This window comes from Streptomyces globisporus C-1027, assembly GCF_000261345.2.
GTDB classification, from domain to species: Bacteria; Actinomycetota; Actinomycetes; order Streptomycetales; family Streptomycetaceae; genus Streptomyces; species Streptomyces pakalii.
The window spans coordinates 197067-223103 of the sequence record NZ_CP013738.1 but is presented as its reverse complement, the minus strand read 5'-3'; the positions used below and the strand labels follow the sequence as shown (position 1 = coordinate 223103).

Here is a 26037-nt window from a genome sequence, read left to right as displayed (position 1 = left end):
CGAGGAGGAGCGACATGGCCGAAGGCCAGTGGAGCCCGGGCCGCAAGGAGGCGGACGCCGACGAGTTCAGGCCCGTCCTGGACATCGTCGAACCGGCACGCCAGCGGCGGCTGACCGTACTCCTGCGACTCCTGCTGCTGATCCCGCACTTCATCGTGCTGTTCTTCCTGCACATCGCGGCGTTCTTCACCGTCATCGTGGGGTGGTTCGCCGCCCTGGTGCTGGGGCGGCTGCCCGACCCCGTCTTCCGCTTCCTGACCGGTGTCCTCGGCTACGACATGCGCGTCTCGGCGAGCGACATGCTGCTCATCGACCGCTACCCGCCGTTCGCCCTCACCCCGCCGGCCGACTACCCGGTGCAGATCGAGGTGCGGCCCACCCCGCTCAACCGGCTCGCGGTGCTGTTCCGCATCTTCCTGATGATCCCGGCGGCGATCGTCCAGAGCCTGGCCGTGTACGGATGGTGGGCGCTGGCCTTCGTCTGGTGGCTGATCACGCTCTGTCTCGGCCGGATGCCCCGGCCGCTGTTCGAGGCGACGGCGGCCACCTTGCGCTACCGGATGCGCTTCTCCGCGTACGTCATGATGCTCACCCCCGCCTACCCCAAGGGCCTGTTCGGCGACGACGCTCTCGCCGTGGCCCCGGAACAGTCCCGCTCGGCCACCCGCCCCCTGGTGCTGAGCAGCGCCGGCAAGTGGCTCGTCGTGCTCTTCCTGGTGCTCGGCCTCGCCGGACACATCACCTCGTCCGTGACCGCCTCGACGACCGACGACACGAGCGACACCCGGCTCGTCGGCCGCTGAGGTCCTAAGGGGCACCGGACCCCGGGGAGCCACCGTGCCCCTCGCCCGCCGCGACGGCGAAGCGGCGCGCCAGATCGGCGAAGGCGTTCCTGAGCTCGTCGGGTGCCACCACCTCGATGTCCACGTCGAACCTGCCGATTTCGGCCGCCAGGCCGGGCCACGACCAGGCGCCCAGGACCACCCGGCAGCGGTGCGGGCCGTGCTCCTCGACGATGCCGTCGCGGATGTGGCCCGCGACCGCGGAGGCTGGCGCGTCAAGGAGCACCTCGCCGCGGCAGGGCCACGCGCCGGGGGCGTCGAAGCCCTGGAACCGGGCGGCGACGAACGCGGCCACATCGCCTCCGGGCACCTCGCGGGCGGGGAAGCGGGGGCCCGTCGGCGTGCGCGGCTTGATCCGGTCCGCGCGGAAGGTCCGCCAGTCCTCGCGTTCCAGGTCCCAGGCGACGAGGTACCACCGTCCGCCCCAGGTGACCAGCCGGTGCGGCTCCACCCGCCGCACCACGGGCGGCGCGTCGTCGGTCGCCGGGGCGTACGCGGGGGAGTAGTCGAAACGCAGCTCCTCCTGGGCGCGCACCGCGTCGCTCAGCGCGAGAAGAACCCGCGGATCGGCCTGGGGCCGCGGCGGGCCCCCCGTCCGTTCGACGGCGGTGACGTTCAGGGCGTCGACGCGATGGCGCAGCCGGGCGGGCATGACCTGCCGGACCGTGGTGAGCGCGCGGGCCGCGGCCTCCCCGATCCCGGCGCCGGTCGCGGTGGCGGTCCGCAGGGCGACCGCCAGCGCGACGGCCTGATCGTCGTCGAACAGCAGCGGCGGCAACCGGGCGCCCGCGTCCAGCCGGTATCCGCCGTCGGGGCCCTTGAACGCCGTGATGGGGTAGCCCAGCTCCCGCAGCCGGTCGACGTCACGCCGTACCGTGCGCGGGCTGATCTCCAGCCGCTCGGCCAGCAGCTGCCCCGGCCAGTCGCGGCGCGCCTGGAGCAGGGAGAGCAGCGCCAGCAGTCGTGCTGAAGTCTTCGGCATGACACGAGTATGAGCGGAGAAGAGGCCGCATCCTGGCCGCTTCTCCTGAGAAGGTCGATCCGTACCGCCGACAGGAACTCCGGAAGGACCCGATCGCCATGACCACCCCCTCAGCGTCCCCCGACCCCGAGCGCACCGACCTGCTCGCCGCCCTCGCCGAGGCGCGAGCGGCCCTGACCGCCTCGGTGCGGGGCCTCAGCGACGAGCAGGCCGGCCGGACCCCGACGGTCAGCGCCCTCTGCCTGGGCGGCCTCGTCAAGCACGTCACGGCCATGGAAGAAGGCTGGCTGAACTTCGCGACGGAGGGCCCCTCGGCGATGTCCTTCGCCCTGCCCGACGGCGTCACCTGGGACGACCTCATGGCCGGTACCGCGCGCGAGTTCCCGACGTGGATGGCCGACCGGGAGAAGGAGTTCCGGATGCTGCCCGGGGAGACGGTGACGGGGATCCTCCAGGCGTACGAAGAGGTCGCCGCCCGCAGCGAGAGGATCATCCTCGCGGCCCCCGACCTCTCGGCCTCGCACCCGCTCCCCGAGGCGCCCTGGAACGAACCCGGCGGCGAGTGGAGCGTACGGCGGGTGCTGACCCACGTCATCGCCGAGACCTCCCAGCACGCCGGGCACGCGGACATCCTGCGCGAGGCGCTCGACGGGCGGACGGCGACGTGACCGTCCTGGACGACCGGGCCCTCAACCGCGCCGCCCTCGCCCGCCAGTTGCTGCTGGAGCGGGCCGACCGGCCGGTCGTGGACGCGGTGGCCCACCTCTGCGGTCTCCAGGCGCAGGAACCGCAGGAGCCCTTCATCGGGCTCTGGTCCCGGCTGACCGCCTTCGATCCGGCCGTTCTCTCGGACCTGCTGACCCGGCGGAGTGTGGTGCGCACCCACCTGATGCGCCGCACGGTCCACCTCGTCACCGCCGACGACGTCCTCGCCTGGCGGGCCCGCCACGACGCGATGCTGCGCCAACGGGTCCTCGGGGTGTACCGCGACGAGCTCAAAGGGGTCGACCTCGAAGAACTCGCCGCAGATGCACGGGAGTTGATGTCCGACGGCGAGCCCCGCGCCGCGGCCGAGATCGTGCGCGCGCTCGCCGAGCGCTGGCCCGGGCCGGGGCCGCGCCCCCTGGCCGAGATGGTGGTCGCCGGCCTCGTCCCGATGGCGCAGGCGCCGCCACGGGGGCTCTGGCGCACCAAGGGCGGGGCGCGCAATGTCGCGCTGTCCTCCTGGCTGGGCCGCCCGGTCGATCCGCCCGCCCCCGAAGGCGCCGACGACCTGGTCGGGCAGGCGCTGGTCAGGCGCTATCTGGCCGCGTACGGGCCGGCCGCGACGGCCGACCTGCGCGCCTGGTCCGGCCTGGCCGGACTGCCCGGCGCGGTGGCCGCCGTACGCGACGAACTGGTCCGCTTCCGCGACGAGCGGGGACGGGAACTGCTCGACCTGCCCGACGCGCCGCGCCCGGACCCGGACACTCCCGCGCCGGTACGGTTCCTGCCCGCCTTCGACAACGCGATCCTGGGCTACCAGGACCGCGGCCGGATCATCGACGACGCCCACCGTGGCCTCTCGGTGGCCGGTGAGCGCGTCGTGCTGGTCGACGGCCGCGTCGCCGCCACCTGGACCGTCGCCGAGGACGTCGTCACGGTGGACCCCCTGCGCACCCTTTCCCGGCCTGATCGGGCCGCCGTCGCCGACCAGGGGAGAGAGCTCGCCGCGTTCCTCTCCGACGGTGACAGCGACCGCGTACGGGTGGCGGCCTCACCGAGCTGAGCGGCCCCGGGCTCCGGGACGTGGGTGGCGTCCGGGTGTCTGCCCGTCCGTACCGGAACAGGCCTATTTTGCAGAGGAGTTTGAACGAGAGGCGACGCGAGGCGGACTGAAAACACCGGATACGGGTCACACGCAGAACATGACGTCCAGCGACGTAACCACAGAGCCCGCGCCGCACGGCGACCGGAAGCGCACCGCCCGCCCCTCGCGGGGATGGCTGAAAATCCTCGGCGCGGCCGCGGCCGTGCTGGCCCTGCTGTTCGCCGGCAGCAGGCTCAGCCTGCTGCCGGGGCTCGACGACTTCTTCGGCGAGGAGACCCACGACCGGTCGGGCCCTGCCGTGCTCAAGTCCATCCAGGACATGAGCTCGTACGAGGCCGCCTCGGGCAACTTCCAGGTCGTCGTCGACCTGGAGAAGGACACGAAGTACGTCCCCGACGCCCTGCGCGGCACCCGCACCCTGTTCGTCGGGGCCGGCACGGTCGGCTCCTCCGTGGACCTGGGCAAGGTCACCGAGGGCGGTGTCAAGGTCAACGAGGATCGCACCGAGGCCGAACTGCGCCTGCCGCGCGCGGTTCTGGGCAAGCCGGCCCTCGACCCGGACCGCTCCTACACGGTCTCGAAGCAGCGCGGCTTCTTCGACCGTCTGGGCGACTTCTTCTCCGACAACCCGGGCAGTGAGCAGGCCGTCAACAAGCTCGCCGTCCAGCACATCTCGGAAGCGGCGATGGAGAGCGAACTGACCGCCCGGGCGGAGAAGAACACCGCCGACATGCTGAAGGGTCTGCTCGGCTCCCTCGGCTTCGAGCGGGTCACGGTCCGCTTCGGCGACGACCAGGAGTGATCGCGTCAACCGGGCGGCCGCACGCACCGCGTGCGGCCGCCCGCGCGGCTCCGGGGGCGGGGCCCCGTCGGTCCTCACCCTTGACGTGCACGCGTCGGTAGGTATGGTCTAGTCCAAGTGCAAGGCCTTTCCGGACACCTGTCATCAGGCTTGTCCGGCAAGGGACTTGCAGCCCTTCGCGCCTCTTGGCCCCACACTCGCGAGGCCTCGCCGTCGAAGCCGGACCCCCCACGGTCCGCCACCGCGCGGTGCGGTCTCATGTGAAGGAGAAGCATGCACGCGAAAAGGAAGACCGCACTCGCCGTCGGCGCCGTACTCGCCCCGGTCCTCGCCCTGAGCCTCCCGGCGAGCTCCGCCAGTGCCCACGGCTACATCTCCAACCCGCCGAGCCGTCAGGCCCAGTGCGCCGCCGGAACCGTCAGCTGCGGCTCGATCACGTACGAACCGCAGAGCGTCGAGGGCCCCAAGGGGCTGACCAGCTGCAGCGGCGGCAACAGCGGCTTCGCCGAGCTGGACGACGACTCCAAGGGCTGGGCCGTCACTCCGGTGAACCGCTCCCAGCAGTTCGAGTGGAAGCTCACCGCACGCCACTCGACCAGCACCTGGCAGTACTTCGTGGGCGGTGAGAAGATCGCCGAATTCGACGACGGCGGCGCGCAGCCCGGCGCGACCGTGACCCACCAGGTCGACTTCGGCAACAAGACCGGTCAGCAGAAGGTCCTGGCCGTCTGGAACATCGCGGACACCTCCAACGCCTTCTACGCCTGCATCGACGTCAACGTCAGCTAGCAGCCGTACAGGCCGGGGGTGCACACCCGGCCGGGCCGCCACGCCCCGGACGCGCACCGTCGCGACCGGGGCGCGGTGCTGTCCGGCCTGGCCGGAAAGCGGCATGGCGCGAATCCTGGAAGTAGCCGAGCGGTTACCCTACGTCAGCTGTCCTGATGGATCATCAGTGCTCAAGGGGACTCCTGAATGAACCGTATGCGTACCGCACTCGCCGCCCTCGGCATCGCCGCCGGACTGATCACCGCACCGACGGCGAGCGCCGCACCGGGGCCCGAGAAGCCCGCTCCCGCCGCCGAACGCCACGAACAGTGCACCGGAGAGTTCCGCGGCGACGCCCGCCTCGGCCCCAAGTGGCTGCCCAACAAGCGGCTCGCCCCGGTCGGCCCGCTCCTGAACGGCTACCAGCGCACCGGAGACCTCACCCCGAAGGACTTCCTGAAGAAGTACTGGGAAGGGCCCGCGGACACCGGCAGCTGGAAGTACCCGCCCAACGACGGCTTCGCCGAGGTGAACGGCGAGATCGACAAGGAGCCCGTCAAGCTGCGCACCGGCCAGCGCCTGGACCGCTTCGGCTCGGAGTACGGCGGCTACCTGGCCCCCGCCGGTGACGCCTACGCCGAGCGCGCCCTGCCCCCGCAGAACCTCAGCACCCGTGACGCGGACACCCCGTGCGACTACCGCGTCTACAAGGTCGCCAAGCCCTTCTGGGTCTGGCAGGGCTCCATCGCCCCGTGGTTCGAGCAGCCCGGCGGCGGGCAGCAGATCAAGCTCGACGCCGTGTTCCTCGACCCGGGCGCGGGGCAGCGGCTCAATGTGAAGTGGCTGCTGGACAACGCCTATCTGACGCCCGCGGGCGCGTAACCCGGTATGGACCGCCGGGCCCTGCACGCCGCACTCGTCGAAGCACGGATCCCCGGCGGCTATTACCGCATCGAGGGCGTCCACGAGCCCGTCCCCGCCTCGCCGGACTTCCTCTTCGTCCGACGGGGCGGGGACGGCGGCTGGGAGACCGGGGCGTACGAGCGCGGAACGTACGACGTCATCGCCCGCCACCCGGACGAGGCCACCGCCTGCGCCCACCTGCTGAGCCTGCTCGTCTGAACCCTCCCCGGGCTCGTCAGCAGGGCGTGCCGGGGGTCGCCGCCGTCGCCCGCAGAAGGTCACGGACAAGCTCGAAGTCGATCTTCTGCGGCCGGCGGAACCGCAGGCAGCCCTTGCCCATGTCGTGCGAGGACAGCCGGTCCGCGAACGCGTCGCGGACATCCGTGCGCAGCAGATAGAACGAGATGTACTGCTTCTGGTCGGCGAAGGCGATCTCGCCCTTCCCCTCCCGTTCGTAGGCGGGCATGCCGTACGCCATCACCTCGCGGAACCCCGTCAGCTCCTGGCGGCACAAAGCGCGCAGCCTCGTGAGGGCCTCCCGGCGGGCCTCCGGGGCCTCGGCGAGATACTGGTCGACATCCTGCGCGCTGCTCTGCACCATGAGCCGATCGTACGGCGGTGTGTCGCACCCCGGGCCTCCGACGCCCGGTGAGCGACAGTGGGCGGATGAACACCGCAGGCATGCTGGCCGAAGCGTTCGACCGGGTCGGGGAGGCCGTCCACGCGGCGGTCGAGGGGCTGCCGCCCGACGACCTCAACGCCCGGCTCGACGAGGGGGCCAACTCCATCTCCTGGCTCGTCTGGCATCTCACCCGCATCCAGGACGACCACATCGCCGAAGCCTCCGGCACGGCACAGATCTGGCTCACCGAAGGCTGGGCCGACCGCTTCGCGCTCCCCTTCGATGCGACGGACACCGGCTACGGGCACAGCAGTGACGAGGTCGCCGCGGTCCGTGTGGACTCCGCCGAACCCCTCCTCGGCTATTTCGACGCCGTACAGGAGCGGACGCTCGACTTCGTCGCGGGACTGGAGGGCCACGCCCTCGACCGGATCGTCGACGAGGGCTGGTCGCCCCCGGTGACTCTGGGTGTCCGGCTGATCAGCGTCGTCGCCGAGGATCTCCAGCACGCGGGCCAGGCCGCGTTCGTCCGCGGAGTGCTCCGGAGGGGCTGAGCCCGGGGCCCGTGGGCCGGCGCGCACGGACCCGTGCACAGTCCCACCGGCGGTGCCATACTCGAAGGAAATCGGCCGGACAAGCAGTGTCATCGTCCGAAAGGTGACCATCATGAGCTGGGCATCCTGGACGACCAGCGGGGTCTACACGGGCACCGGCGGAGTGCGCACCGAAGAAGCGGGCATCCTCAGCGGCGACCTCACCGTGCATACGACATGGTTCGACGGACAGGCGTCGGTGGCCGTGCAGTACAGCGGCTCCTCCGACTGGTTCACCCTCGTGGGCAGCCCCGTGCCCTGCCCCTCCGAGGAGGAGAGCCGCAGCTTCCACCAGAGCGTCGTCGAAGCCGTGCGCGCCGGAGAGGGCGCGAGAGTCCCGCCGGTCGGCGCGGAACCCGCATAGCGACTGTCGTCGCGCTCCACGCCCCATAGAGTGGATCACCGGACCCGTCCCCGGAGGGACGGGCACAGGCGGTTCACGGGGCGAGGAGCGGTGGCATGGGGCGTGCGGGAGCGCGGCGTTCGAGGACACGGAAGAAGCGGCCGTTCTGGGTGGAGCTGCCGCTCCTGGTCGTCATGGCCCTGGTGCTGGCCCTGCTCATCAAGACGTTCCTGGTGCAGGCCTTCTCCATCCCCTCGGACTCGATGCAGAACACCCTCCAGCGGGGCGACCGGGTCCTGGTCGACAAGCTGACCCCCTGGTTCGGCTCGGAACCGGAACGCGGCGAGGTGATCGTCTTCCACGACCCGGCCGACTGGCTCGCGGGCATGCCCGTGGACGAGCCCAACACCGTGCAGAAGGTGCTGAGCTTCATCGGGGTGATGCCCTCAGCCGAGGAGAAGGACCTCATCAAGCGCGTCATCGGCGTCGGCGGCGACACCGTGGAGTGCGCGGGCGACGGCCCGGTCAAGGTCAACGGCACCGCCCTGGACGAGCCGTACATCTTCCCCGGCAACACCCCCTGCAGCAACGACGAGGACGGGGGCCAGTTCAAGGTCACCGTGCCCGACGGCAAGCTGTGGGTCATGGGGGACCACCGCCAGGAATCCGCCGACTCCCGCTACCACCGGGACGACCCCAACGAGGGGATGGTCCCGGTCGACGAGGTCGTCGGCAGGGCCGTCGTCGTCGCCTGGCCGATCGGCCGCTGGGCCACCCTGCCGGTGCCCGACACCTTCAAGAACGTGCCCGGCAAGCCCTGATCCTCAGCGCGGTGCGAAGTTCCGTACGTACCGGCGCTGCCACGGCGTCTCCACCGCCCGCGGGTGGTAGCCGGCACGGACGAACGCGACCGCCTCCTCGGCGGGCACCCCGTCCAGGACGGCCAGGGCGGCCAGCGCCGTCCCGGTCCGGCCCATCCCGCCGCCGCAGGCCACCTCGACCCGCTCGTCGGCCGCACGCTCCCACACCTCGCGGAGCAGGACCCGCGCCTCCTCCCGGTCCGCCGGGAGCCGAAAGTCCGGCCACCGCAGCCAGCGCGACTCCCAGCGGACCGGGGGAGGGGTGCGGCCCAGCAGGTATACGGCGAAGTCCGGTTCGGGGCCCGGGGGGAGCGGCTTGCGCAGACCCCGCCCCCGGACCAGCCGCCCCGACGGCAGGGCGAGGACGGCGGGGTCGGCGGCGTTCCAGTGTTCGGTCACGTCCCCAAGCTACGGGGTGTCCTGCCGGTCAGGCGGCGGTATCGAGATCCTGCGCCAGCAGCTCTGACAGCTCCTCGACCGCCGCCTGCGCCCCATCGCCCTCGGCGCTCAGGACCACGGCCTCCCCGTACGGCGCCGCCAGGGCCAGCACCGCGAGCATGCTGCGGGCGTCGACCGGGTCGCGCCCTTCACGGGCGATGGTGACCTTGACCGGCTGACGGGCGGCGGCCTTGACGAACAGCGACGCCGGACGGGCGTGCAGCCCGCTGCGGGAGCCTATGACGACGGTCTGCTGGTGCATGGATCACTCCTGGGTGAGAGGGACGGTGGTGTCGTGCGGGGGTGGTGAGGTGCTCAGGCGGCGACCGTGACCCGGGAGTCGTCGGAGCCCGTGGCCCCCGCCTCCCCGGCCGCGTCCGGTGCCGCCCGGCGTGCGCCCTTGAGCAGGACGACGAGCGCGGTCGCCACCAGCGTTCCGGCGGCGATGGCGAGCAGGTAGAGGAACGGCTCGCCGATCAGCGGGACGACGAAGACGCCGCCGTGCGGAGCGCGCAGCGTCGCGCCGAAGGCCATCGACAGCGCGCCGGTGACCGCGCCGCCCGCCATCACGGACGGGATGACCCGCAGCGGATCGGCGGCGGCGAACGGGATCGCGCCCTCGGTGATGAACGAGGCCCCCAGCACCCAGGCCGCCCGGCCGTTCTCCCGCTCGGTCTTCGTGAACAGCTTCTTGCGTACGGTGGTGGCGAGCGCCATCGCCAGCGGCGGGACCATCCCGGCCGCCATGACCGCGGCCATCACCTTCAGGCTGCCGTCGGTCGGATCGGCGAGACCGCCGACCGCGAAGGCGTACGCCACCTTGTTCAGCGGGCCGCCCATGTCGAAGCACATCATCAGGCCGAGGACGACACCGAGGATCACCGCGTTGGAGCCCGACAGGCCGTTCAGCCAGTCCGTCAACGCGTTCTGCAGCGAGGCGATCGGCTTGCCGACCACGATGAACATCAGGAAGCCCACGACCGCCGACGCGATCAACGGGATCACCAGCACCGGCATGATGCCGCGCAAGGTCGCATGGACCGGCACCCGCTGGATCGCCATCACCACCGCACCGGCCAGCAGACCGGCGACCAGACCGCCGAGGAACCCGGCGTTCACCGTCAGCGCGATGGACCCGCCCACGAAGCCCGGCACCAGCGCGGGCCGGTCCGCCATCCCGTACGCGATGTACCCGGCCAGCACCGGCACCAGGAACGCGAAGGCCGCCGAACCGATCTGGTTGAGCAGGGCCGCCCAGCTGTCCGCCTCGCCCCACACGAAGTGGTCGGCCACCGACTTGGCGCTCGCTGTCTCGTAGCCGCCGATGGCGAACGACAGGGCGATCAGCAGACCGCCCGCCGCGACGAACGGAACCATGTAGCTCACGCCGGACATCAGATACGTACGGAGCCGGACGCCGAAGTGCGCGTGGTCCGCGCCGGATATGTCCTCGCCCCCGTCGCCGGAGCCCCTGCCGCCGTCGGCCTCGGACAGGGCGGCGATCTCTCCGCGTTCCGCCTTGCGGCGGGCCTCGGCGATGAGTTCGGCGGGCCGGTTGATGCCCGCCTTCACCCCGACGTCGACCACGGGCTTGCCGCGGAAGCGGGTCTTCTCCCGCACTTCCACGTCATGCGCCCAGATCACGGCGTCCGCCGCCGCGATGACAGCGGGGTCCAGCTTCTTGAAGCCGCCCGAGCCCTGGGTCTCCACCGTGACCTCGACGCCCTCGGCGCGGCCCGCCGCGGCCAGGGACTCGGCGGCCATGTAGGTGTGGGCGATACCGGTGGGGCAGGAGGTGACGGCGACGATCCGGAAGGGGACGCTTCCGTCCGCTTCGGCGGTCTCGGTCCCGGGTTCCGCTCCCTCTGCCTCGGGGGGCGGCTCCTCGCCCCGGATCAGCGCAGCCACCGCCGCCGGGTCCGTACCGGCGCGCAGCGCGGCGGTGAACTCCGGGTCCATCAGCCGGCGGGCCAGCCCCGACAGGATGGTGAGGTGGTCGTCGTCGGCCCCGGCCGGGGCGGCGATGAGGAAGATCAGGTCGGCGGGACCGTCGGCAGCTCCGAAGTCGATGCCCGCCGCGCTGCGCCCGAAAGCCAGCGTCGGGGCGTTCACATGCTCGCTGCGGCAGTGCGGGATGCCGATCCCGCCGTCGAGGCCGGTCGGCAGCTGTGCCTCACGTGCGGCGACGTCGGCCAGGAAACCGTCGAGATCGGTGACGCGGTGTGCGGCCACCATCCGCTCGGCGAGCGACCTCGCGGCGGCGTCCTTCGTCGTGGCGGACAGATCGAGGTCGACCAGGTCCGCGGTGATCAGCTCACTCATCGCGGTGCTCCTTGCTCGGGGACCGCCGGGGCGGCGGCTCGGGGGGACGGGGCGGAGCTCGCGTACGGGTGGGGACCGTACGGGAGGTCCGGGGATCGTGGGGGCGTGGACGGTGCGGGGGTCATGGGGCCGGCTCGCTCAGTGCGCGGTCCACCGGTACGTCGGAGGTCGTCACGACCGACGGCAGATCGAGGTCGGCCGGGGTGGGCATGAGGCTTCCGGCCAGCTGCACGGCCGCGGCCCCGTGGGCGACGGCCGAGGCGAGCGCTTCCGGGCCCCGCCCGCCCGCCGCGAGGAAGCCGGCCAGCGAGGCGTCCCCCGCGCCGACATTGCTGCGTACGGCGGCCACCGGGGCGGTCGCGAAGTAGGCGCCCGACGCCTCGACCAGCAGCTGTCCGTCCGCGCCCAGACTCGCCAGCACCGACCGGGCGCCGCGCTCGCGCAGCTCCTCGGCGGCCTTGAGCGCGTCGCCCACCGTGGCCAGCGGACGGCCCACGGCCTCGGCCAGCTCCTGGGCGTTGGGCTTGATCACGTCGGGCTCTTCGGCGAGCGCGGCGGTGAGGGCCGCACCCGAGGTGTCCAGCGCGATCCGGGCACCGGCGCGGTGGCTCCGCTCGACCAGCTCCGCGTACCACCGCGGCGGCAGTCCGCGCGGCAGGCTCCCGCAGCAGGCGATCCAGTCGGCGGCGGCCGAGCGCACCCGTACCGCTTCGAGGACGTCCTCGGCCTCGGCCGGACTCAGTTCGGGGCCCGCCGCGTTGACCTTGGTGAGGGTGCCGTCGGGTTCGACGAGGGTGACGTTGATCCGGGTGTTCCCGCCGATCGGCACCCCGGCCGCCTCGATGCCCAGGTCGCCGAGGAGCCTGGTGAGCAGGGCGCCCTCCGGACCGCCCATCGGGGCGATGGCGACGGTGCGGTGCCCGGCCGCCGCGACCGCACGGGAGACGTTGACCCCCTTGCCGCCCGGGTCGACGCGGTCCGCCGTGGCGCGCAGGACGGTGCCGCGCGTGAGGCCGGGCAGCTCGTAGGTCCGGTCCAGGCTGGGGTTGGGGGTGACGGTGAGGATCATGCGCGTACTACTTCCGTGCCCCGGCTCTCGATGGAGCGGGCGTCGTCGGGGCTGAGGCCCGTGTCGGTGATGAGCAGGTCCACATCGGCGAGGTCGCCGAAGCGGGCGAAGTGCTCCTGTCCGAACTTGCCGGAGTCGGCGAGCAGGACGACCCTGCGGGCCGCCTTGATCACGGCCCGCTTCACCGCGGCCTCGGCGAGGTCGGGTGTGGTCAGACCGCGGTCGGGACAGAAGCCGTTGGTGGCGAGGAAGACCACGTCGGCGTTGATCTCGGCGTACGAACCCAGCGCCCAGGCGTCGACCGCCGCGCGCGTACGGTGCCGGACCCGGCCGCCCACCAGATGCAGCGCGATGCCCGGGTGGTCGGCGAGCCGGGCGGCCACCGGCAGCGCGTGCGTCACGACGGTCAGCGCCGCGTCGACCGGTACGGCGGCGGCGAGCCGCGCGGTGGTGGTCCCGGCGTCGACGATCACATTGCCGTCGGCGGGCAGCTCGGCGAGGGCGGCCTGCGCGATGCGGTCCTTCTCGTCGGCGGAGAGGGCGTCGCGCTCGGCGAGGTCGGGCTCGAAGTCCAGCCGCCCCACCGGGATCGCCCCACCGTGCACCCGGCGCAGCAGCCCCGCCCGGTCCAGGGCCTTGAGGTCCCGCCGGACGGTCTCGGCCGTCACCTGGAACTCCTCGGCCAGGGACAGCACGTCGACCCGGCCGCTCTCCTGGGCGAGGCGGAGGATCTCCTGCTGACGCTCCGGTGCGTACATGTGGTTTCGTTTCCGTTTCATGCCCGAGTCTGTGGTTTCGCGCTCAGGTTACGTCCGGGGTGCGGGAATGTAAACACATTCGGGCGACGTGTGGGCATGAACGGACGCGGCGGGCTCCTGCCGGGGCGTGGGCGCACGTGCGGGCGGGGCGCACCGGTCACCGGTGCGCCCCGCCCGACGGGTCCGGTCAGCGCGTGCCGGGCGCGTCCTCGGTCAGGGGGCGGGCCAGCAGGGGAGCGCCGGGGACCTGGTGGCCGCCGCTGGCGAGCATGCGGACCTCACCCCGGTCGCTGATCTCGGCGCGGACGATCCCCGTCTCGTCCTCGTACACCGGGAATCCGCCGGCCCCCAGCCGGTCGGTCAGCCGGACACGCACCACGTCGTCCGCGGCGCCGGACATCTGGAAGATCAGCTCGTAACGCTCGGTGTGCACCATCTGGTTCATGACGTTCTCCCGGCCGTGCGCGGAGAATACGGCCCTGCCGCCATTGTTTCGCACCCGGGCGTGGACCGCCCGGGGAGCGACGGCCAACGGGCGGAGCCGCCCGGTCGATCGGGTGACTCCGCCCGGGAGGACAACATGACGGAAGGCCTCAAGGGCTAGGCATGCGTGCATGAGACTTGAGCCTCGACGAATGAACAGTGCCTCCTCCCGTTCCCGCACTCTCAAGGCGGTCGGCGCCCTCTCCCTGGCCGCGGCCACGGCCCTCCTGATGACCGGCTGCGGTCAGAGCTCGGACAGCGCGAGCAGCGCGGCCACCTCCGAGGCGGCCAAGGTCGTCCCGCAGAAGCAGACGACGTCCCCGTCGGCCACCGCCCAGCTCACCGAGGACCAGCAGGAACGCAAGACGGTGCTCGACGCCACGAAGGTCACCTTCGACGACGCGGCCACCACCGCCACCGGCGAGGTCGCCGGAAGCAAGCTCGTCGATCTGGACCTGGAGGGTGTGGACGACGACGACAACCAGAGCCCCAGCCCGACCGCGACCGGCAGCCCCACGGGATCGCCCAGCCCGACCGGCTCCCCCAGCCCGACCGGAACCGGCAGCCCGAGCGCGAGCCCGGGCGCCGACGGCCCGGTCTGGGTCGCGGAGGTCGCGGAGAAGGACGGCACGATCCACACCGTCCGGATCAACGCGGTCGACGGCAAGGTGATCGAGGCCCGGGTCGACGCGGACCAGGACGCGGACGACAAGAAGCAGACGGCCGACTGGCTCGCCCAGGCCACCCAGACCCCGCAGCAGGCCGCCAAGGTCGCCACCGAGAAGAAGAAGGGGACGGTCACCTCCGTCAGCCTCGAGGACAACGAAGGCGACGGCGTCATCTGGCAGGTCGACGTGGTCGGTTCCGACTGGAAGAAGACGACCTTCGACGTGGACGCCAAGAACGACACCATCGTCCGCGAGGAGACCGACGAGGACTGACCGCCTCACCACCCGACCCGCGAAGGGGTACGCCGGACACCCGGCGTACCCCTTCTTCCTGTGCGCGCCGCCTTGTCGCGCGATTTTGCCGTAATGGCAACTCTGATCGCGTCGGACGGGGACCGCGCCGCATGATCGCCGGGTACCCGCATCCGTCCCCGAGCCGAGGAGAAACGCCCATGCAGCCCGGATCTTCCGCCGCACCGCGCCACCGAACCGTCGAAGCGCCGGCCGGACGACTGCACCTGGTCGAGCAGGGCTCCGGCCCGCTGGTCCTGCTGGTGCACGGCTTTCCCGAGTCCTGGTACTCCTGGCGGCACCAGCTCCCGGCCCTCGCCGCGGCCGGCTACCGGGCGGTGGCGATCGACGTGCGCGGTTACGGCCGCTCCTCCAAGCCGGCCGAGACCGACGCCTACCGGATGCTGGACCTGGTGGCGGACAACATCGCCGTCGTGCGCGCCCTCGGCGAGGAGGACGCGGTGATCGCCGGCCACGACTGGGGCTCCAACATCGCCTCCGCCTCCGCCCTGCTCCACCCCGAGGTCTTCACCGCGGTGGCCCTGCTGAGCGTTCCCTACGCGCCGCCCGGAGGCCCCCGCCCCTCCGACATCTTCAGCCGGATCGGGGGCGCCGATCAGGAGTTCTACGTCTCCTACTTCCAGGAGCCCGGCCGCGCGGAGGCGGAGATCGAGCCCGACGTCCGGGGCTGGCTCGCGGGCTTCTACGCCGCCCTGTCCGCCGACACCATGCCCGCCCCGAACGACCCCGACCCGCACTTCGTCGCCCGTGGCGGCGGCCGGCTGCGCGACCGCTTCCCCACCCAGGCGCTTCCGGCCTGGCTGAGCGAGGACGACCTCGACGTCTACGCCGGGGAGTTCGAGCGCACGGGAATCACCGGAGCACTGAACCGCTACCGCACGATGGACCGGGACTGGGAAGACCTCACCCCGTACCGCGGAGCCCCGGTCGAGCAGCCGTCCCTGTTCATCGGCGGCGCCCTGGACGCCTCCACCACCTGGATGTCCGACGCCATCGACGCCTACCCCACCACCCTGCCCGGGCTCGCGGCCTCCCACCTCCTGGACGGCTGCGGCCACTGGATCCAGCAGGAGCGCCCCGACGAGGTCAACCGGCTGCTGACCGACTGGCTCGCCACCCTCCAGGGCTGAACCGGGCGGGCTGCCGGTCCACGATGACCCGGTCTAGTACGCGCCGCCCGGCTTCCGGCGGTCGAGCAGCCGGCAGACGAAGTCCTCCTGGAGCTTGCGGAGGGTGGCCAGCAGCCGCGGGTTCGTCGAACTGTTCACCTGGGAGGTGAGGGAGACGGTCAGGGAGCGTTTGCCGTCCTTGGTCGCCGCGGCCAGCTGGGTGTAGCCGGGGAAGTTGCCGGTGTGGCCGTACACGGTGCCGCAGCGCGTCGCGTACGAGAAGACGGCGAGACCGGCCTTGTTACGCCCGGGACCGGCGGGTTCGGAGCTGCCCGCCACGAACGTCAACTGCTGCTTCCGGACCGCCGGGCCGAGCCCCAGCCCGCCGGCGTAACCGCGGATGAAGGCCCCCAGGTCCCGGGGCGTGGAGACGATACCGCCCGACGCCCACACACCCGAGGCGCTGAGCACCGTGCTGACGTCCTCCGGCGCGCCCGGCTGGTCCACCGCGTAGCCGTGCAGATAGGGCGAGGGCAGCCGGTAGCCCTGCGGGAGGCTGGTGTCGCGCAGGCCGAGCGGCCGGTAGACGAGTTCGGCGAGGAGCTTCTCGTACCGCTGACCCGCCACCGCCTCGGCCATCAGTGCCACGGCGATGTTGTCGGAGTTGGAGTAGCGGTAGGCGGACCCGGGCCGGAACCGCAGCGGGTCCCCGGCGACGTAGTCCAGCAGCCGGCGGGAGTCGAAGTGCCTGCGGGGATCGGCCGTCAGCTCGGCGATGAACGTCGGGTCCTCGGTGTAGTCGGGGAGTCCGCTGGTGTGGTTCAGGAGCTGGCGCAGCGTCACCCGGTGCCAGGCGGCGGGCAGCCTGGGCAGCCGCCGGCCGATGGTGTCGTCGAGACCGAGCGCGCCCCGCTGGGTGAGTTGCAGGGCGACCGAGCCGCTGAAGGCCTTCGCCGTGCTGGCGATCCGCATGTGGTCGGTGGTCCGGGGCGGTCGCCCGGTGCCGAGCTGCGACGTACCCGCCCGGTACACCTCGCTCCGGCCGTCGGCCGTGAGGACGGCGATGGCGCCGGGCGGCCCGCCCGGGGTGTCCACGAGCGCCTGGAGCCCGCGCCGCAACGCGGGGTCGGCCGGTCCGTGCGGGCCGCCGCCCCCGTCCGGGCCCCGGTCACCGCCCGCGTGGGCCGGGCCGCTCATCAGCCCGGCGAGCGATGCGGCGGCAAGGGCGACGACGACGGCGCTCCGTCGGCGGGGCCGAGGGCGGGGGAGCGGGGCGTCCGAGTGGGAACGTGCGGGCACGGGGGCCTCCTGAAGGCGGTGGGCGAAGGGCGGAGCGGTACGGTCCGCTCCCGCGAGCCCCAGCATCGGGCGGCCGGACCGTGCTTGCCCCCGAGGTGGACCATCCGGGCGACCACCGCCACACCCCCGGCGTCAGACCGCGCGCCCGGCCTCGCCCGCTCTGCCCCGCTCCTCGCCGTCGCTCTCTCCGGCGCGGCGGTCAGCGGGCCGGGGGAGCGCCCTCGCTCAGATCCAGGACGTACCGCCGCCCGGGGCGGTCGCCGAACATGACGTCCTCCAGCGGCTCGAACCCCGTACGCGCCAGCACCGCTCGGGAGCCCGTGTTGTCCAGCGTCGTCTCGGCGCGCAGCGAGGTGAGCCCGTACTCCTCGACCGCCAGCACGCAGATCCGCTGGACCGCCCAGGTGGCCAGCCCCTGGCCCGCTGCCTTCTCCGCTATCCGGTAGCCCAGCTCGGCCGAACCGTCCCGCACCTCGACGAGGTTGATCCGGCCGAGGACGCCGCCGTCGCCGTCCTCGATGAGGTGGAGGTGGTGCAGCCCCGCGTCCTGCTCGGCGAGCAGGACGCGATGGCGTTCGGTGAACTCGGCGAAATAGGCGTCGCCCCGGTCGGTGATGGACGCGGCGAAGTAGGTCCGGTTCTCCCGCTCGAAGGCGAGCAGAGCCTCGGCATGGTCGGGGCGGAGTCGGCTGATCGACGTCATACCCGGATGCTAAGCCCACGCTCCCCGGGGGTGTCTCCCCGATTCACGGGCCAAGTCCTGCCGGACTGTCCGACGGGAAGGGCCGGACACCCTCCAGGGCCTGTCGTCAAACTGCCGCCTGCCGCCTGCTGAGCTCCGGGCGACGACGGCAGGTTGACGACAGGCCTAGCCGGGGTTCCCGCGCTCCAGCGCGAGGGCCAGGCCGCGTTCGGCGTCGTCGGCCGAGGCGCGCCGGTAGGCCCGCTCGTACGCCGAGTCGCCCGCGGCCTGCCGGGCCCTCAGCTCCCACTGCTCGCGGATCGCCCCGAGCTCCGGGGTGCCCCGGTGCGGGTGGCCGATCATGCGCCAGTAGGCGTGCCCCGCACCGGACGCCCGGGCCGCGGCCACCCCGTTCCCCTGCGCGGCGATGGCCCCGGCGAGCAGATCGAGACCGAGCGCGATGCCGAGGCTGTCGTGGAGTTCGTGCTTGCTCGCGAGCATCGCGCGAGCGTGGCTCTCCGCATGGCGGGGACGGCCCTGGAGCAGGTGTATGAGGGCGAGTTGATGATCGGCGTACGCCCGCGCCCAGTGCTCGCCGAACCGCAGACTGATCCGCTGGAGCCGCATGGCCTCCTCGTACGCCTCGTCGAGCCGGCCGAGCGCCGACAGGGCGAACAGGCGTATCACCCGGCAGCGCAGCTGCGAGGGCGTGTCGGCCGGGTCCCCCGGGTGGTCCTCCAGCGCGCGGTCGCTGACGGAGTACGCCGTGAGCGGCCGGCCCATCATCAGATACGTGAAGCTCACGGAGTGCGCCGCGAGGAGCACCGACTCCGGGGCCTCCTCGCGGCGGGCCGCCTGCTCGCACTCCTCGCCGGTGCGGCCTGCCGCCTCGTGGTCGCCCTGGAGCGTCAGCGTGATCCCCAGGGCCCAGAGAGCCCGGGTGCGGTGCGGACCGGCGGAGAGCGGCAGGGCGAGCACCCGTTCCAGGTACGTACGGGCCTGGTGCAGATGGCCGCAGCAGCTCCAGAAGAGACCGGCGCACCCGGCCATCTCCATCGCCATCTCAGGGTCCTCGGCCAGCAGATGGTCCAGGGCCGCGCACAGGTCCGCGTGGGTGTCGGCGATGCGGTGATACCAGAGGACCTGCGAAGGACCGAGCCACCCCGCGTACGCCTGGACGGCGACATGGGCGAAGTGCCGGGCGTGCCGGTCGGCGAGGAGCGCGTCCTCCGCCAGCTCCGCCAGCCACATCGCCCCGTACTCGCGCAGCGTGTCCAGCATCCGGTAGCCGTTCCCGGTCCGCCGGAGCACGGACTGGTCGGCCAGACGTTCCAGAGCGGGCGCGACGGCCTCCGCCTCCAGCGGCCCGCCCGCGCACACCGCCTCCGCGTCCAGCGCCGTGATGACGCCCCGGAAGACGGAGAGCCGTGCCCACAGCAGCCGCTCCAGCGGGGCGCAGAGCTCGTGGCTCCAGCCGATGGTGGTGCGCAGGGCCCGGTGGCGGCGCGGCCAGACCGTGTCGTCGGTGAGGTCCTCCGCCCGGGAGGCCAGCCGCCCGGTGATCTCCTGCGGGGTGCTCTCGCGGAGCTGGGCACAGGCCAGTTCGACGGCTAGCGGTATGCCGTCGAGGCGGCGGCAGATCTCGGCGACGGCGGCCGCGCTCGCGGGATCGTCGAGCGAGAGCTCCGGGGCGACGGCGGCCGCGCGCTCGTGGAAGAGCCGGACGGCCTCGTCGCCGTCGTCGCCCGCGGACAGCGGGGGCACCTCGACGCACCTCTCGCCCGCCGAACCCAACGGCTCCCGGCTGGTGGCCAGGACCGTCAGCCCCGGGGCCCCGGCGAGCAGTTCGGTGACGAGCCGGCCGCAGGGGCCGACGATCCGCTCGCAGCAGTCGAGGACGAGGAGCAGCTCTTTCCCGGACAGCCACTCACCGAGCGCGGCCACCGGTCGGCGCGGACTGTGGTCCAGGAGCCCGACGCCGTCGCAGACCGTCGTGGCGAGCAGCTGGTCGTCGTGGAGATGGGACAGGTCGGCCCACCAGACGCCGTCCGCGTACCGGCCCCGGGCACGCTCGGCGATGCGCAGGGCCAGCCGGCTCTTGCCGACCCCGCCGCTGCCCGTGAGCGTGACCAGCCGATGATCTCGAAGTGCCCGTTCGATGCTGACCAGTTCGCCGGTGCGGCCCACGAAACTGGTCGTCACGACGGGAAGGTTGCCCATCACGGGGACATCCTGCCTCGCCAGGGCCCACCGCCTCCGTTCATAGCGAAAAGCAGTCAGAAACGGCCGACAATGCATCCCTTTCGATCGGAGAGTGCCATCAGTCGAAAGGTGTTGCGGTGACTCAGTTGGTTTGGCGGGCCTTACGCGTCGAGAACGGCCGCCAGTGAAGCGAGGGCTCCCAGCGGATCGGGGCCGACCGGAGCCAGCACGGTGTCGGTGACGCCCGCCGTCCGCAGCCCGTCGAGACGGGCCCGGGCCTCCGCCGGCGTCCCGGCCACGGCGAGCCGGGCGACCCAGCCGTCGGGCATGCGCGCCACGAACTCCTCGCGGCTCGCGCACCCGGCCCGCAGCGCGACCAGTTCGTCGGCGAACGGGAGCGGCGCGATGTGCGCGTGCCAGTCGGGCTCGCCGATCCACTCCAGGCCCGGGCGGGCGGCGGCCAGCGCGGTGACCGGATCGGCGTCGACGGACGCGATGTTGTACGCGACGAGCCGGTGCGGGCGGTCGGCGGCGATGTGTCCGAGCGCCGCCCGCGCGTACTCCGGGGCGACCGGCTCCGCGAGGACCGTCCCGTCCGCGACCTCGCCGGAGAGCGCCAGGGACTTGGGGCCCCGTACACCCGCCAGGATGTCGGGCACGACGTCGGGCAACGCGCTGCGGTCGAGCTGTACGCCGTCGAGGTGCACGTACTCCCCGTGCGGCTGCACCAGCTCGCCGCGCAGCAGGGTCCGCAGGGCGTCGACGTACTCGCGAAGGAAGGTGAGCGGGCTGCGGGGCCACTGACCCACGCTGCGCATCCAATGGGGCATGCCGTGCCCCACGGTCACGTCGATCCGGCCGGGGAAGAGCTGCGCCAGCGATGCGATCTCCAGCGCTGCGAACGCCACGTTGCGGGCTCCTGCGGGCAGCAGTCCGATGCCGACCCGGATCCGGTCGGTGGAGGCCAGCACGGCGGCCGCCTGCGCGATGCCGCCGCGGAAGCCGAGGTCCTCGACCACCCAGACGGCGTCGAACCCCAGCTCCTCGGCCCGTCGCGCATACGGCAGTACGCGGTCGGCGGGCAGGTCGCGCGGCAGCAGGACGCCCACGGTCCGGTCGGCGGCGGGGGAACGCACAGGTGCTCTCCTTCGGTCGGCGGCCGGGCGGCGGCGAGCACCTCGCCCGCCACTCCGTCCCGGTCTGCGAGGACAGACAAGCAGACAGCGAGGCGCCGGGGGCCCGCGGGGCGGGGGACGGCGACGGCGAGGCGTTGTCAGACCCCTGCGCTACGTTGCTGGCATGACGCAATTCGTACTCGTGGCAGGGGCTTGGCTCGGTTCGTGGGCGTGGCGCGACGTGGAGCCCGACCTGCGCGCGGCCGGTCACGGGGTCCACTCGCTGACGCTGTCGGGGCTCGCCGACCAGCGGGGGACGGCGGCGGGGCTGCAGACGCACGTCCACGACATCGTCGACGAGGTCGAGCGCCTCGGCCTGCGCGATGTGGTGCTCGTCGGCCACAGCTACGCGGGTATCCCGGTCGGGCAGGCGGCCGAGCGGATCGGCGACCGGCTCGCCCGCGTGGTCTTCGTCGACTCCAACGTTCCGGTCGACGGCGAGTCGTTCGTCTCCTGCTGGCCGGACGGCCGGGCCGGCGTGGAGGCCGCCATCGCCGCCAACGAGGGCTTCTGGCCTTCGCCGACCGCCGCCGACTGCGCGGACCAGGGACTCACCGACGAGCAGATCGCCCGGTTCATCGGCGGCTCGACACCCCACCCCGGCGCCACGCTCACCGACCCCGCCGTCCTGGCAGGTCCGTTGGGGATGCTGCCCGCCACGTACGTCAAGTGCCTGCTCGACTGGCCCGAGCCGAGCCCCGAGGTGGCCGAGCTGCTGACGGGCGAGCGCTGGCGGCTGGTCACGATGGACACCGGCCACTGGCCGATGTTCTCGCAGCCGCGCGAGCTCGCCCGGATCCTGCTCGACGCGGCGGGAACGGACGGATGACGATGCCGAGCTCACCGGAAGAAGCGGCCGCGGAGCACCCGGAGATCACTTTCATCGGTTGCGCGCGGTGCGGCACCCTCATCGCGGGCCTCGACGGGCGGTACGCCTGCTCGGGCTGCGGCTGGGTCAACGAGTGGACCGAGGGCCACCGCCCCCTGCCCGAAGCCCGGCGCCGCCGCACCTGAGCCCCTCAGAGGAGCGGCACCCCGACCGTGGACACCATGGCCGACGACACCCCTACCTGACGACCTGACGACCTGGCGGCCGCCGGGCCACAGAGGAGACTTCGCCATGCCCCACCCGCACGAGGCCGACCCGGTCCGCGCCTCCCTGGCCGAGATCGCCGCCCTGCTCGCCCCGGCGCATCCTGACGTCGCCGAGGAGGTGCTCCGTGCCCACGACAGCCCGCACGACTACGTGAGCGCCTTCGGGGACCGGTTGGACGACCGGGGCATCGACGAGCCGTTCGACGGCCTCGCCTGGATCGCACTCGTCGACGCGCTCGCCGTACACGGTCTGCTCGCGGAGTTCGACTGGAAGGAAGACCCCCAGGAGATCCGGGACCAGCTGCGGAAGCTGGAATCACGGCCCTCTGTGGATACATGGGACCTCTTCAAGGCCGACGCGGCGACCACCCTGCCGACCCACGAGTTCCTGGACGCCTGCGGCCGCCACTACCGTGAGATCGGAGCGGCCCTGGCCGTCCTCGACATCGAATCCGACTGCTACCCGGTGGTCGGTCTGCGGGCGGCCCGGGCCGACGAGCTGACCGCGCTCGCCGCCCGGGCGGGCTTTCCCGTGCACCACCTCGGAACGGACCCCCGCAGGCCGTGACGGAGATCTCGCCCGCGGCCTCCGGGCCGCTACGGACCGCTGTTCCAGCAGGTGCGGCGGGGTCCGCGCCCCGGAACGGAATCGCGACCGCCGCCGCCCACCACGTACACTCGCCCCCGCCTCCGCTGACCGGCAGAGGTGTTCCGCACCCGACCGACGGGGAAACAAACCGCATGAGTTCCGCAGACAGCACCGAAGCACCGATCTACGCCGGCCTCGTCGAGGAGCAGGGCGACGTGCCCGCCGAAGTGCGCCGGGTGGCCGAGGAAGTCCTGCGCGAGGCCGACCGCGCCCTCGACTTCGGCACCGTACGAGCGGCCGCCGCAGCCCGCTAGCAGCGAGCCGCCGGAACTCCGGTCGCAGCCGCCCGAGTGCGGCCATGTCCATCACGGGACGATAAACGTCCTGCAACTATTGCCATATTCTTGCGTTCGCGACGCGATGGTTTGCTGAACAGCCGTCGCCGGTGGACGTGGGTGAGGCCGCGGTAGGCCGGGCGTCCGTACGACGGGCCCGATACCACCGCGGCCCCCGGCCGCCCGCTGCGATCGCCCCGGCGGCCGTGCTTCGGTGAGCGGTCCACGCACCCGCGTGGAGAGCGCTCCCAGCCGGCCGCCGAGGGGCGGGAACTCGCTCGTCCTGCCGCCCGCGCCGCGTCTGCGGGCGGTGCGGGCCCCGTGAAGCGCCGCCCGCCGGCGTCAGCCCGCACGTTTCCGTCCTCGTGATCACCCCGCGGGCGGCCCTCGGTGATTGCCCGAGTGGCACCCCGTGCTTGCTCCGAAGCCGCCCTTGCTCCCCGCCCGCTTGCCGCGGAACCGCCATCGATCCGACCGCTTCCGTCAGTCGTCGCAGCATCCCACCGGCAGGGTCTGTCAAAGATTTACGAAACCCGCGCGACATCTTGCGGACATCCGTCGGCGGTGGTTGAGTGTGGGTCGCCGCACAGCTCGGGGCTGTCGGCTTCCCGCACTCCTGCCCTAAAGGGGTCCACCGATGAGAAGTTCTGTTCTTCGTCGTACCTGCACCGCCGCCGTCGCCACTGCACTGGCCGTCACCGGCCTGGCCGCCTGCAACTCCGAGGGCGACAGCGCGGCGGACGGCAAGACGCGCATCACGGTCAACTGCTGGCCCCAGCCGAGTGCGAAGATCGACCACAAGCGGTTCGACGAGGACGTCAAGACGTTCGAGAAGCAGAACCCCGACATCGACGTCGTCGCCCACGACGCCTTCCCGTGCCAGGACCCCAAGACCTTCGACGCGAAGCTCGCCGGCGGTCAGATGGAAGACGTCTTCTACACGTACTTCACCGACACCGAACGCGTCGTCTCCATCAACCAGGCCGCGGACATCACCGAGTACGTCAAGGACCTCAAGGCGTACAAGGACATAGCCCAGCCCCTGCGGGACGCCTACACCGTCGACGGCAAGATCTACGGCATCCCGCGGACGAACTACTCCATGGGCCTGCTCTACAGCAAGCCGCTCTTCACCAAGGCCGGGCTCGACCCCAGCAAGCCGCCCACCACCTGGGCAGAGGTCCAGACCGCGGCCAAGAAGATCGCCGCGCTCGGCGACGGGACCGTGGGCTTCGCCGAGTACAGCGCGCAGAACCAGGGCGGCTGGCACTTCACCGCCTCGATCTACTCCCAGGGCGGCGCGGTCGTCAGCGAGGACGGCAAGAAGGCCACGGTCGACACCCCCGAGGGCAAGGCCGTCCTGCAGAACCTCAAGGACATGCGCTGGCGCGACAACTCCATGGGTGCCAAACAGCTCCTCATCATCAACGACACCCTCCAGATGATGGGCTCCGGCAAGCTCGGCATGTACCTCGCCGCCCCCGACAACGTCCCGCGCATCGTCAAGGAGGCCGGCGGCACGTACGAGGACCTCGCCTTCGCCCCGATGCCCGGCGGCAAGGGCACCCTCATGGGCGGCGACGGCTACATGTTCAACAAGAAGGCCACCCCCGAGCAGATCAAGGCCGGCCTCAAGTGGCTGGAGTGGACCTTCCTCACCCCGGGCCAGGGCTACATGAACAACTACGCCCGCGCCGCCTCGGACAAGTCCCCGGTCGGCCTGCCCGAACCGCGGCTGTTCACCGGCGCCACCGACGCCAAGGACCAGGAGCTGAAGAAGGCCTCCGCCAACGTCCCGGTCGAGAACTACCAGGCCTTCATCGACGGCGGTCAGCAGCTCGACATGAAGCTGGAGCCCAAGCACGGCCAGCAGATCTACGCGGTCCTCGACGGCGCCGTCTCGGCCGTCCTGACGAAGAAGGACGCGGACATCGACGCCCTGCTCAAGGACGCCCAGTCCAAGATCGACGGAATCCTGGCCCGAGGCTGAACGCCATGAAGACCACCTCCCACCCCGCAGCGCCCGCGAGAGGGCGGTCCGCCGGTGCGACGCCTCCCCCAGGGGACGCGCGCCCGGCGGGCCGCGGGCCCCGGCAACCGCTGCGCAGGAAGATCGCCGACCAGGCCACCGCGTACGGGTTCCTGATCGGCGGGCTGCTCTGCTTCATCCTGTTCTCGTGGTACCCGGCGGTCCGGTCGGTGATCATCGCGTTTCAGAAGTACACCCCCGGCTCCGACCCCGAGTGGGTCGGCTCCGCGAACTTCACCCGGGTCTTCCAGGACCCGGAGTTCACGGCCGCCTGGCGCAACACGCTCACCTTCACCGTGCTCGCCCTCGTCATCGGGTTCGCCATTCCGTTCGTCATGGCGCTCGTCCTCAACGAACTCCGGCACGCCAAGGCGTTCTTCCGGGTCGTCGTCTACCTCCCCGTGATGATCCCGCCGGTCGTCAGCGCCCTGTTGTGGAAGTGGTTCTACGATCCGGGCGCGGGCCTGGCCAACGAGGTGCTCGGCTTCCTCCACCTGCCGACGTCGAACTGGACCAACGGCGCCGACACCGCGCTCGTCTCGCTGGTCATCGTCGCCACCTGGGCCAACATGGGCGGCACCGTCCTCATCTACCTCGCCGCCCTCCAGGGCATACCCGGCGAGCTGTACGAGGCGGCCGAGCTCGACGGCGCCTCCGTCTGGCAGCGCGTCCGGCACGTCACGATCCCGCAGACCCGCTTCATCATCCTGATGCTGATGCTCCTTCAGGTCATCGCGACGATGCAGGTGTTCACCGAACCCTTCGTCATCACCGGCGGCGGACCGGAGAACTCCACCGTCACCGTGCTCTACCTCATCTACAAGTACGCCTTCCTCTACAACGACTTCGGCGGCGCGTCCGCCCTCAGCGTGATGCTCCTCCTGGTGCTCAGCGCGTTCTCCGCCCTGTATCTGCGGCTCACCCGCACCGACTGAGAGGAGCGTCGC

At 72.1% G+C, this 26037-nt stretch carries 30 protein-coding genes; 18 read left to right on the top strand and 12 right to left on the bottom strand.

The genetic code is table 11. The features are described from left to right. The first annotated feature begins 14 nt into the window (after positions 1 to 14). A complete protein-coding gene (locus tag WQO_RS00955) occupies positions 15 to 803 on the top strand; it encodes a DUF4389 domain-containing protein (protein ID WP_010060700.1) in 789 nt (262 codons plus the stop codon). Positions 804 to 807: 4 nt separating this feature from the next. Here the strand turns inward: WQO_RS00955 and WQO_RS00950 are convergent, their stop codons facing one another. Continuing rightward, positions 808 to 1824 carry a helix-turn-helix transcriptional regulator gene (locus WQO_RS00950; protein WP_058953824.1) on the bottom strand — a complete coding sequence of 339 codons (1017 nt, stop codon included), beginning with the start codon at positions 1822 to 1824 and terminating at the stop codon, positions 808 to 810. Between the two features lie 98 nt (positions 1825 to 1922). Here WQO_RS00950 and WQO_RS00945 point away from each other — a divergent pair, with 98 nt between their 5' ends. From WQO_RS00945 to WQO_RS00920, 6 genes are all read left to right on the top strand, one after another. Continuing rightward, a complete protein-coding gene (locus tag WQO_RS00945; RefSeq protein ID WP_010060698.1) occupies positions 1923 to 2492 on the top strand; it encodes a DinB family protein in 570 nt (189 codons plus the stop codon). Next, a complete protein-coding gene (locus WQO_RS00940) occupies positions 2489 to 3592 on the top strand; it encodes a winged helix DNA-binding domain-containing protein (protein ID WP_010060697.1) in 1104 nt (367 codons plus the stop codon). The genes WQO_RS00945 and WQO_RS00940 overlap by 4 nt, the downstream gene beginning before the upstream one ends. A 139-nt stretch (positions 3593 to 3731) precedes the next feature. Continuing rightward, on the top strand, positions 3732 to 4436 hold the full coding sequence (locus tag WQO_RS00935) for a DUF4230 domain-containing protein (protein WP_010060696.1): 705 nt from the start codon (positions 3732 to 3734) through the stop codon (positions 4434 to 4436). Between the two features lie 273 nt (positions 4437 to 4709). After that, entirely contained in the window at positions 4710 to 5225 is a 516-nt protein-coding gene (locus tag WQO_RS00930; RefSeq protein ID WP_010060695.1) for a lytic polysaccharide monooxygenase auxiliary activity family 9 protein, read from the top strand. 186 nt (positions 5226 to 5411) lie between these two features. Continuing rightward, entirely contained in the window at positions 5412 to 6086 is a 675-nt protein-coding gene (locus WQO_RS00925) for a TNT domain-containing protein (RefSeq protein ID WP_010060694.1), read from the top strand. A gap of 6 nt (positions 6087 to 6092) precedes the next feature. Then, positions 6093 to 6326, top strand: a complete 234-nt coding sequence (locus tag WQO_RS00920) for a hypothetical protein (RefSeq protein ID WP_010060693.1) — start codon at positions 6093 to 6095, stop codon at positions 6324 to 6326. A 16-nt stretch (positions 6327 to 6342) separates the two neighbouring features. Here WQO_RS00920 and WQO_RS00915 read toward each other — a convergent pair whose 3' ends face one another. Further along, on the bottom strand, positions 6343 to 6708 hold the full coding sequence (locus WQO_RS00915; RefSeq protein ID WP_010060692.1) for an iron chaperone: 366 nt from the start codon (positions 6706 to 6708) through the stop codon (positions 6343 to 6345). 65 nt (positions 6709 to 6773) lie between these two features. Here WQO_RS00915 and WQO_RS00910 point away from each other — a divergent pair, with 65 nt between their 5' ends. The 3 genes from WQO_RS00910 (at position 6774) to lepB (ending at position 8486) form a co-directional block, all read left to right on the top strand. Next, complete coding sequence (locus WQO_RS00910) at positions 6774 to 7283, top strand: mycothiol transferase (protein ID WP_010060690.1); 510 nt, start codon at positions 6774 to 6776, stop codon at positions 7281 to 7283. A gap of 112 nt (positions 7284 to 7395) precedes the next feature. Next, entirely contained in the window at positions 7396 to 7686 is a 291-nt protein-coding gene (locus WQO_RS00905) for a hypothetical protein (RefSeq protein WP_010060688.1), read from the top strand. Between the two features lie 95 nt (positions 7687 to 7781). Then, positions 7782 to 8486, top strand: coding sequence for a signal peptidase I (gene lepB / locus WQO_RS00900; RefSeq protein ID WP_029182299.1), 705 nt, complete (start codon positions 7782 to 7784; stop codon positions 8484 to 8486). Positions 8487 to 8489: 3 nt separating this feature from the next. On the opposite strand, the gene WQO_RS00895 is transcribed toward lepB, so the two are convergent. The 6 genes from WQO_RS00895 to WQO_RS00870 all read right to left on the bottom strand — a co-directional run bounded on the left by WQO_RS00895 (position 8490) and on the right by WQO_RS00870 (position 13548). After that, positions 8490 to 8924, bottom strand: a complete 435-nt coding sequence (locus tag WQO_RS00895; RefSeq protein ID WP_010060685.1) for a protein-tyrosine phosphatase family protein — start codon at positions 8922 to 8924, stop codon at positions 8490 to 8492. Between the two features lie 28 nt (positions 8925 to 8952). Beyond that, positions 8953 to 9225, bottom strand: a complete 273-nt coding sequence (locus WQO_RS00890) for an HPr family phosphocarrier protein (protein WP_010060684.1) — start codon at positions 9223 to 9225, stop codon at positions 8953 to 8955. A 53-nt stretch (positions 9226 to 9278) separates the two neighbouring features. Beyond that, a complete protein-coding gene (locus WQO_RS00885; protein WP_058953823.1) occupies positions 9279 to 11285 on the bottom strand; it encodes a PTS fructose transporter subunit IIABC in 2007 nt (668 codons plus the stop codon). 121 nt (positions 11286 to 11406) lie between these two features. Further along, positions 11407 to 12354, bottom strand: a complete 948-nt coding sequence (gene pfkB / locus WQO_RS00880; RefSeq protein WP_010060681.1) for a 1-phosphofructokinase — start codon at positions 12352 to 12354, stop codon at positions 11407 to 11409. Beyond that, positions 12351 to 13112 carry a DeoR/GlpR family DNA-binding transcription regulator gene (locus WQO_RS00875; RefSeq protein WP_010060680.1) on the bottom strand — a complete coding sequence of 254 codons (762 nt, stop codon included), beginning with the start codon at positions 13110 to 13112 and terminating at the stop codon, positions 12351 to 12353. The genes pfkB and WQO_RS00875 overlap by 4 nt, the downstream gene beginning before the upstream one ends. A 187-nt stretch (positions 13113 to 13299) precedes the next feature. Continuing rightward, on the bottom strand, positions 13300 to 13548 hold the full coding sequence (locus WQO_RS00870) for a DUF6296 family protein (RefSeq protein ID WP_029182298.1): 249 nt from the start codon (positions 13546 to 13548) through the stop codon (positions 13300 to 13302). A 199-nt stretch (positions 13549 to 13747) separates the two neighbouring features. Between WQO_RS00870 and WQO_RS00865 the strand changes: the two genes are divergently transcribed. Beyond that, positions 13748 to 14536, top strand: a complete 789-nt coding sequence (locus WQO_RS00865) for a PepSY domain-containing protein (RefSeq protein WP_010060676.1) — start codon at positions 13748 to 13750, stop codon at positions 14534 to 14536. A 179-nt stretch (positions 14537 to 14715) separates the two neighbouring features. Next, positions 14716 to 15705: an alpha/beta fold hydrolase gene (locus WQO_RS00860; protein WP_010060674.1), complete on the top strand. Its 990-nt coding sequence runs from the start codon at positions 14716 to 14718 to the stop codon at positions 15703 to 15705. Between the two features lie 33 nt (positions 15706 to 15738). Here the strand turns inward: WQO_RS00860 and WQO_RS00855 are convergent, their stop codons facing one another. From WQO_RS00855 to WQO_RS00840, 4 genes are all read right to left on the bottom strand, one after another. Further along, the gene (locus WQO_RS00855) at positions 15739 to 17049 is read right to left on the bottom strand and encodes a serine hydrolase domain-containing protein (protein WP_010060673.1); all 1311 of its coding nucleotides are present in this window, start codon (positions 17047 to 17049) and stop codon (positions 15739 to 15741) included. Positions 17050 to 17182: 133 nt separating this feature from the next. After that, complete coding sequence (locus WQO_RS00850) at positions 17183 to 17686, bottom strand: GNAT family N-acetyltransferase (RefSeq protein WP_010060671.1); 504 nt, start codon at positions 17684 to 17686, stop codon at positions 17183 to 17185. 165 nt (positions 17687 to 17851) lie between these two features. After that, a complete protein-coding gene (locus tag WQO_RS00845; protein ID WP_010060670.1) occupies positions 17852 to 19885 on the bottom strand; it encodes an ATP-binding protein in 2034 nt (677 codons plus the stop codon). Positions 19886 to 20028: 143 nt separating this feature from the next. Continuing rightward, entirely contained in the window at positions 20029 to 21003 is a 975-nt protein-coding gene (locus WQO_RS00840; protein ID WP_010060669.1) for an LLM class flavin-dependent oxidoreductase, read from the bottom strand. A 163-nt stretch (positions 21004 to 21166) separates the two neighbouring features. Between WQO_RS00840 and WQO_RS00835 the strand changes: the two genes are divergently transcribed. The 6 genes from WQO_RS00835 (at position 21167) to WQO_RS00815 (ending at position 26025) form a co-directional block, all read left to right on the top strand. Then, on the top strand, positions 21167 to 21871 hold the full coding sequence (locus tag WQO_RS00835; protein WP_029182297.1) for an alpha/beta fold hydrolase: 705 nt from the start codon (positions 21167 to 21169) through the stop codon (positions 21869 to 21871). Beyond that, entirely contained in the window at positions 21868 to 22056 is a 189-nt protein-coding gene (locus WQO_RS00830) for a hypothetical protein (protein WP_010060667.1), read from the top strand. Before WQO_RS00835 ends, WQO_RS00830 begins: the two co-directional genes overlap by 4 nt. 106 nt (positions 22057 to 22162) lie before the next feature. After that, positions 22163 to 22705 (top strand): DUF6630 family protein, encoded by a 543-nt coding sequence (locus WQO_RS00825; RefSeq protein ID WP_010060666.1) that lies wholly within the window; start codon positions 22163 to 22165, stop codon positions 22703 to 22705. A 173-nt stretch (positions 22706 to 22878) separates the two neighbouring features. Beyond that, positions 22879 to 23040: a hypothetical protein gene (locus tag WQO_RS36295; RefSeq protein WP_010060665.1), complete on the top strand. Its 162-nt coding sequence runs from the start codon at positions 22879 to 22881 to the stop codon at positions 23038 to 23040. A 658-nt stretch (positions 23041 to 23698) separates the two neighbouring features. Beyond that, on the top strand, positions 23699 to 25051 hold the full coding sequence (locus tag WQO_RS00820) for an ABC transporter substrate-binding protein (protein WP_010060663.1): 1353 nt from the start codon (positions 23699 to 23701) through the stop codon (positions 25049 to 25051). Positions 25052 to 25056: 5 nt separating this feature from the next. After that, positions 25057 to 26025 carry a carbohydrate ABC transporter permease gene (locus WQO_RS00815; RefSeq protein ID WP_010060661.1) on the top strand — a complete coding sequence of 323 codons (969 nt, stop codon included), beginning with the start codon at positions 25057 to 25059 and terminating at the stop codon, positions 26023 to 26025. Positions 26026 to 26037 lie beyond the last annotated feature (12 nt).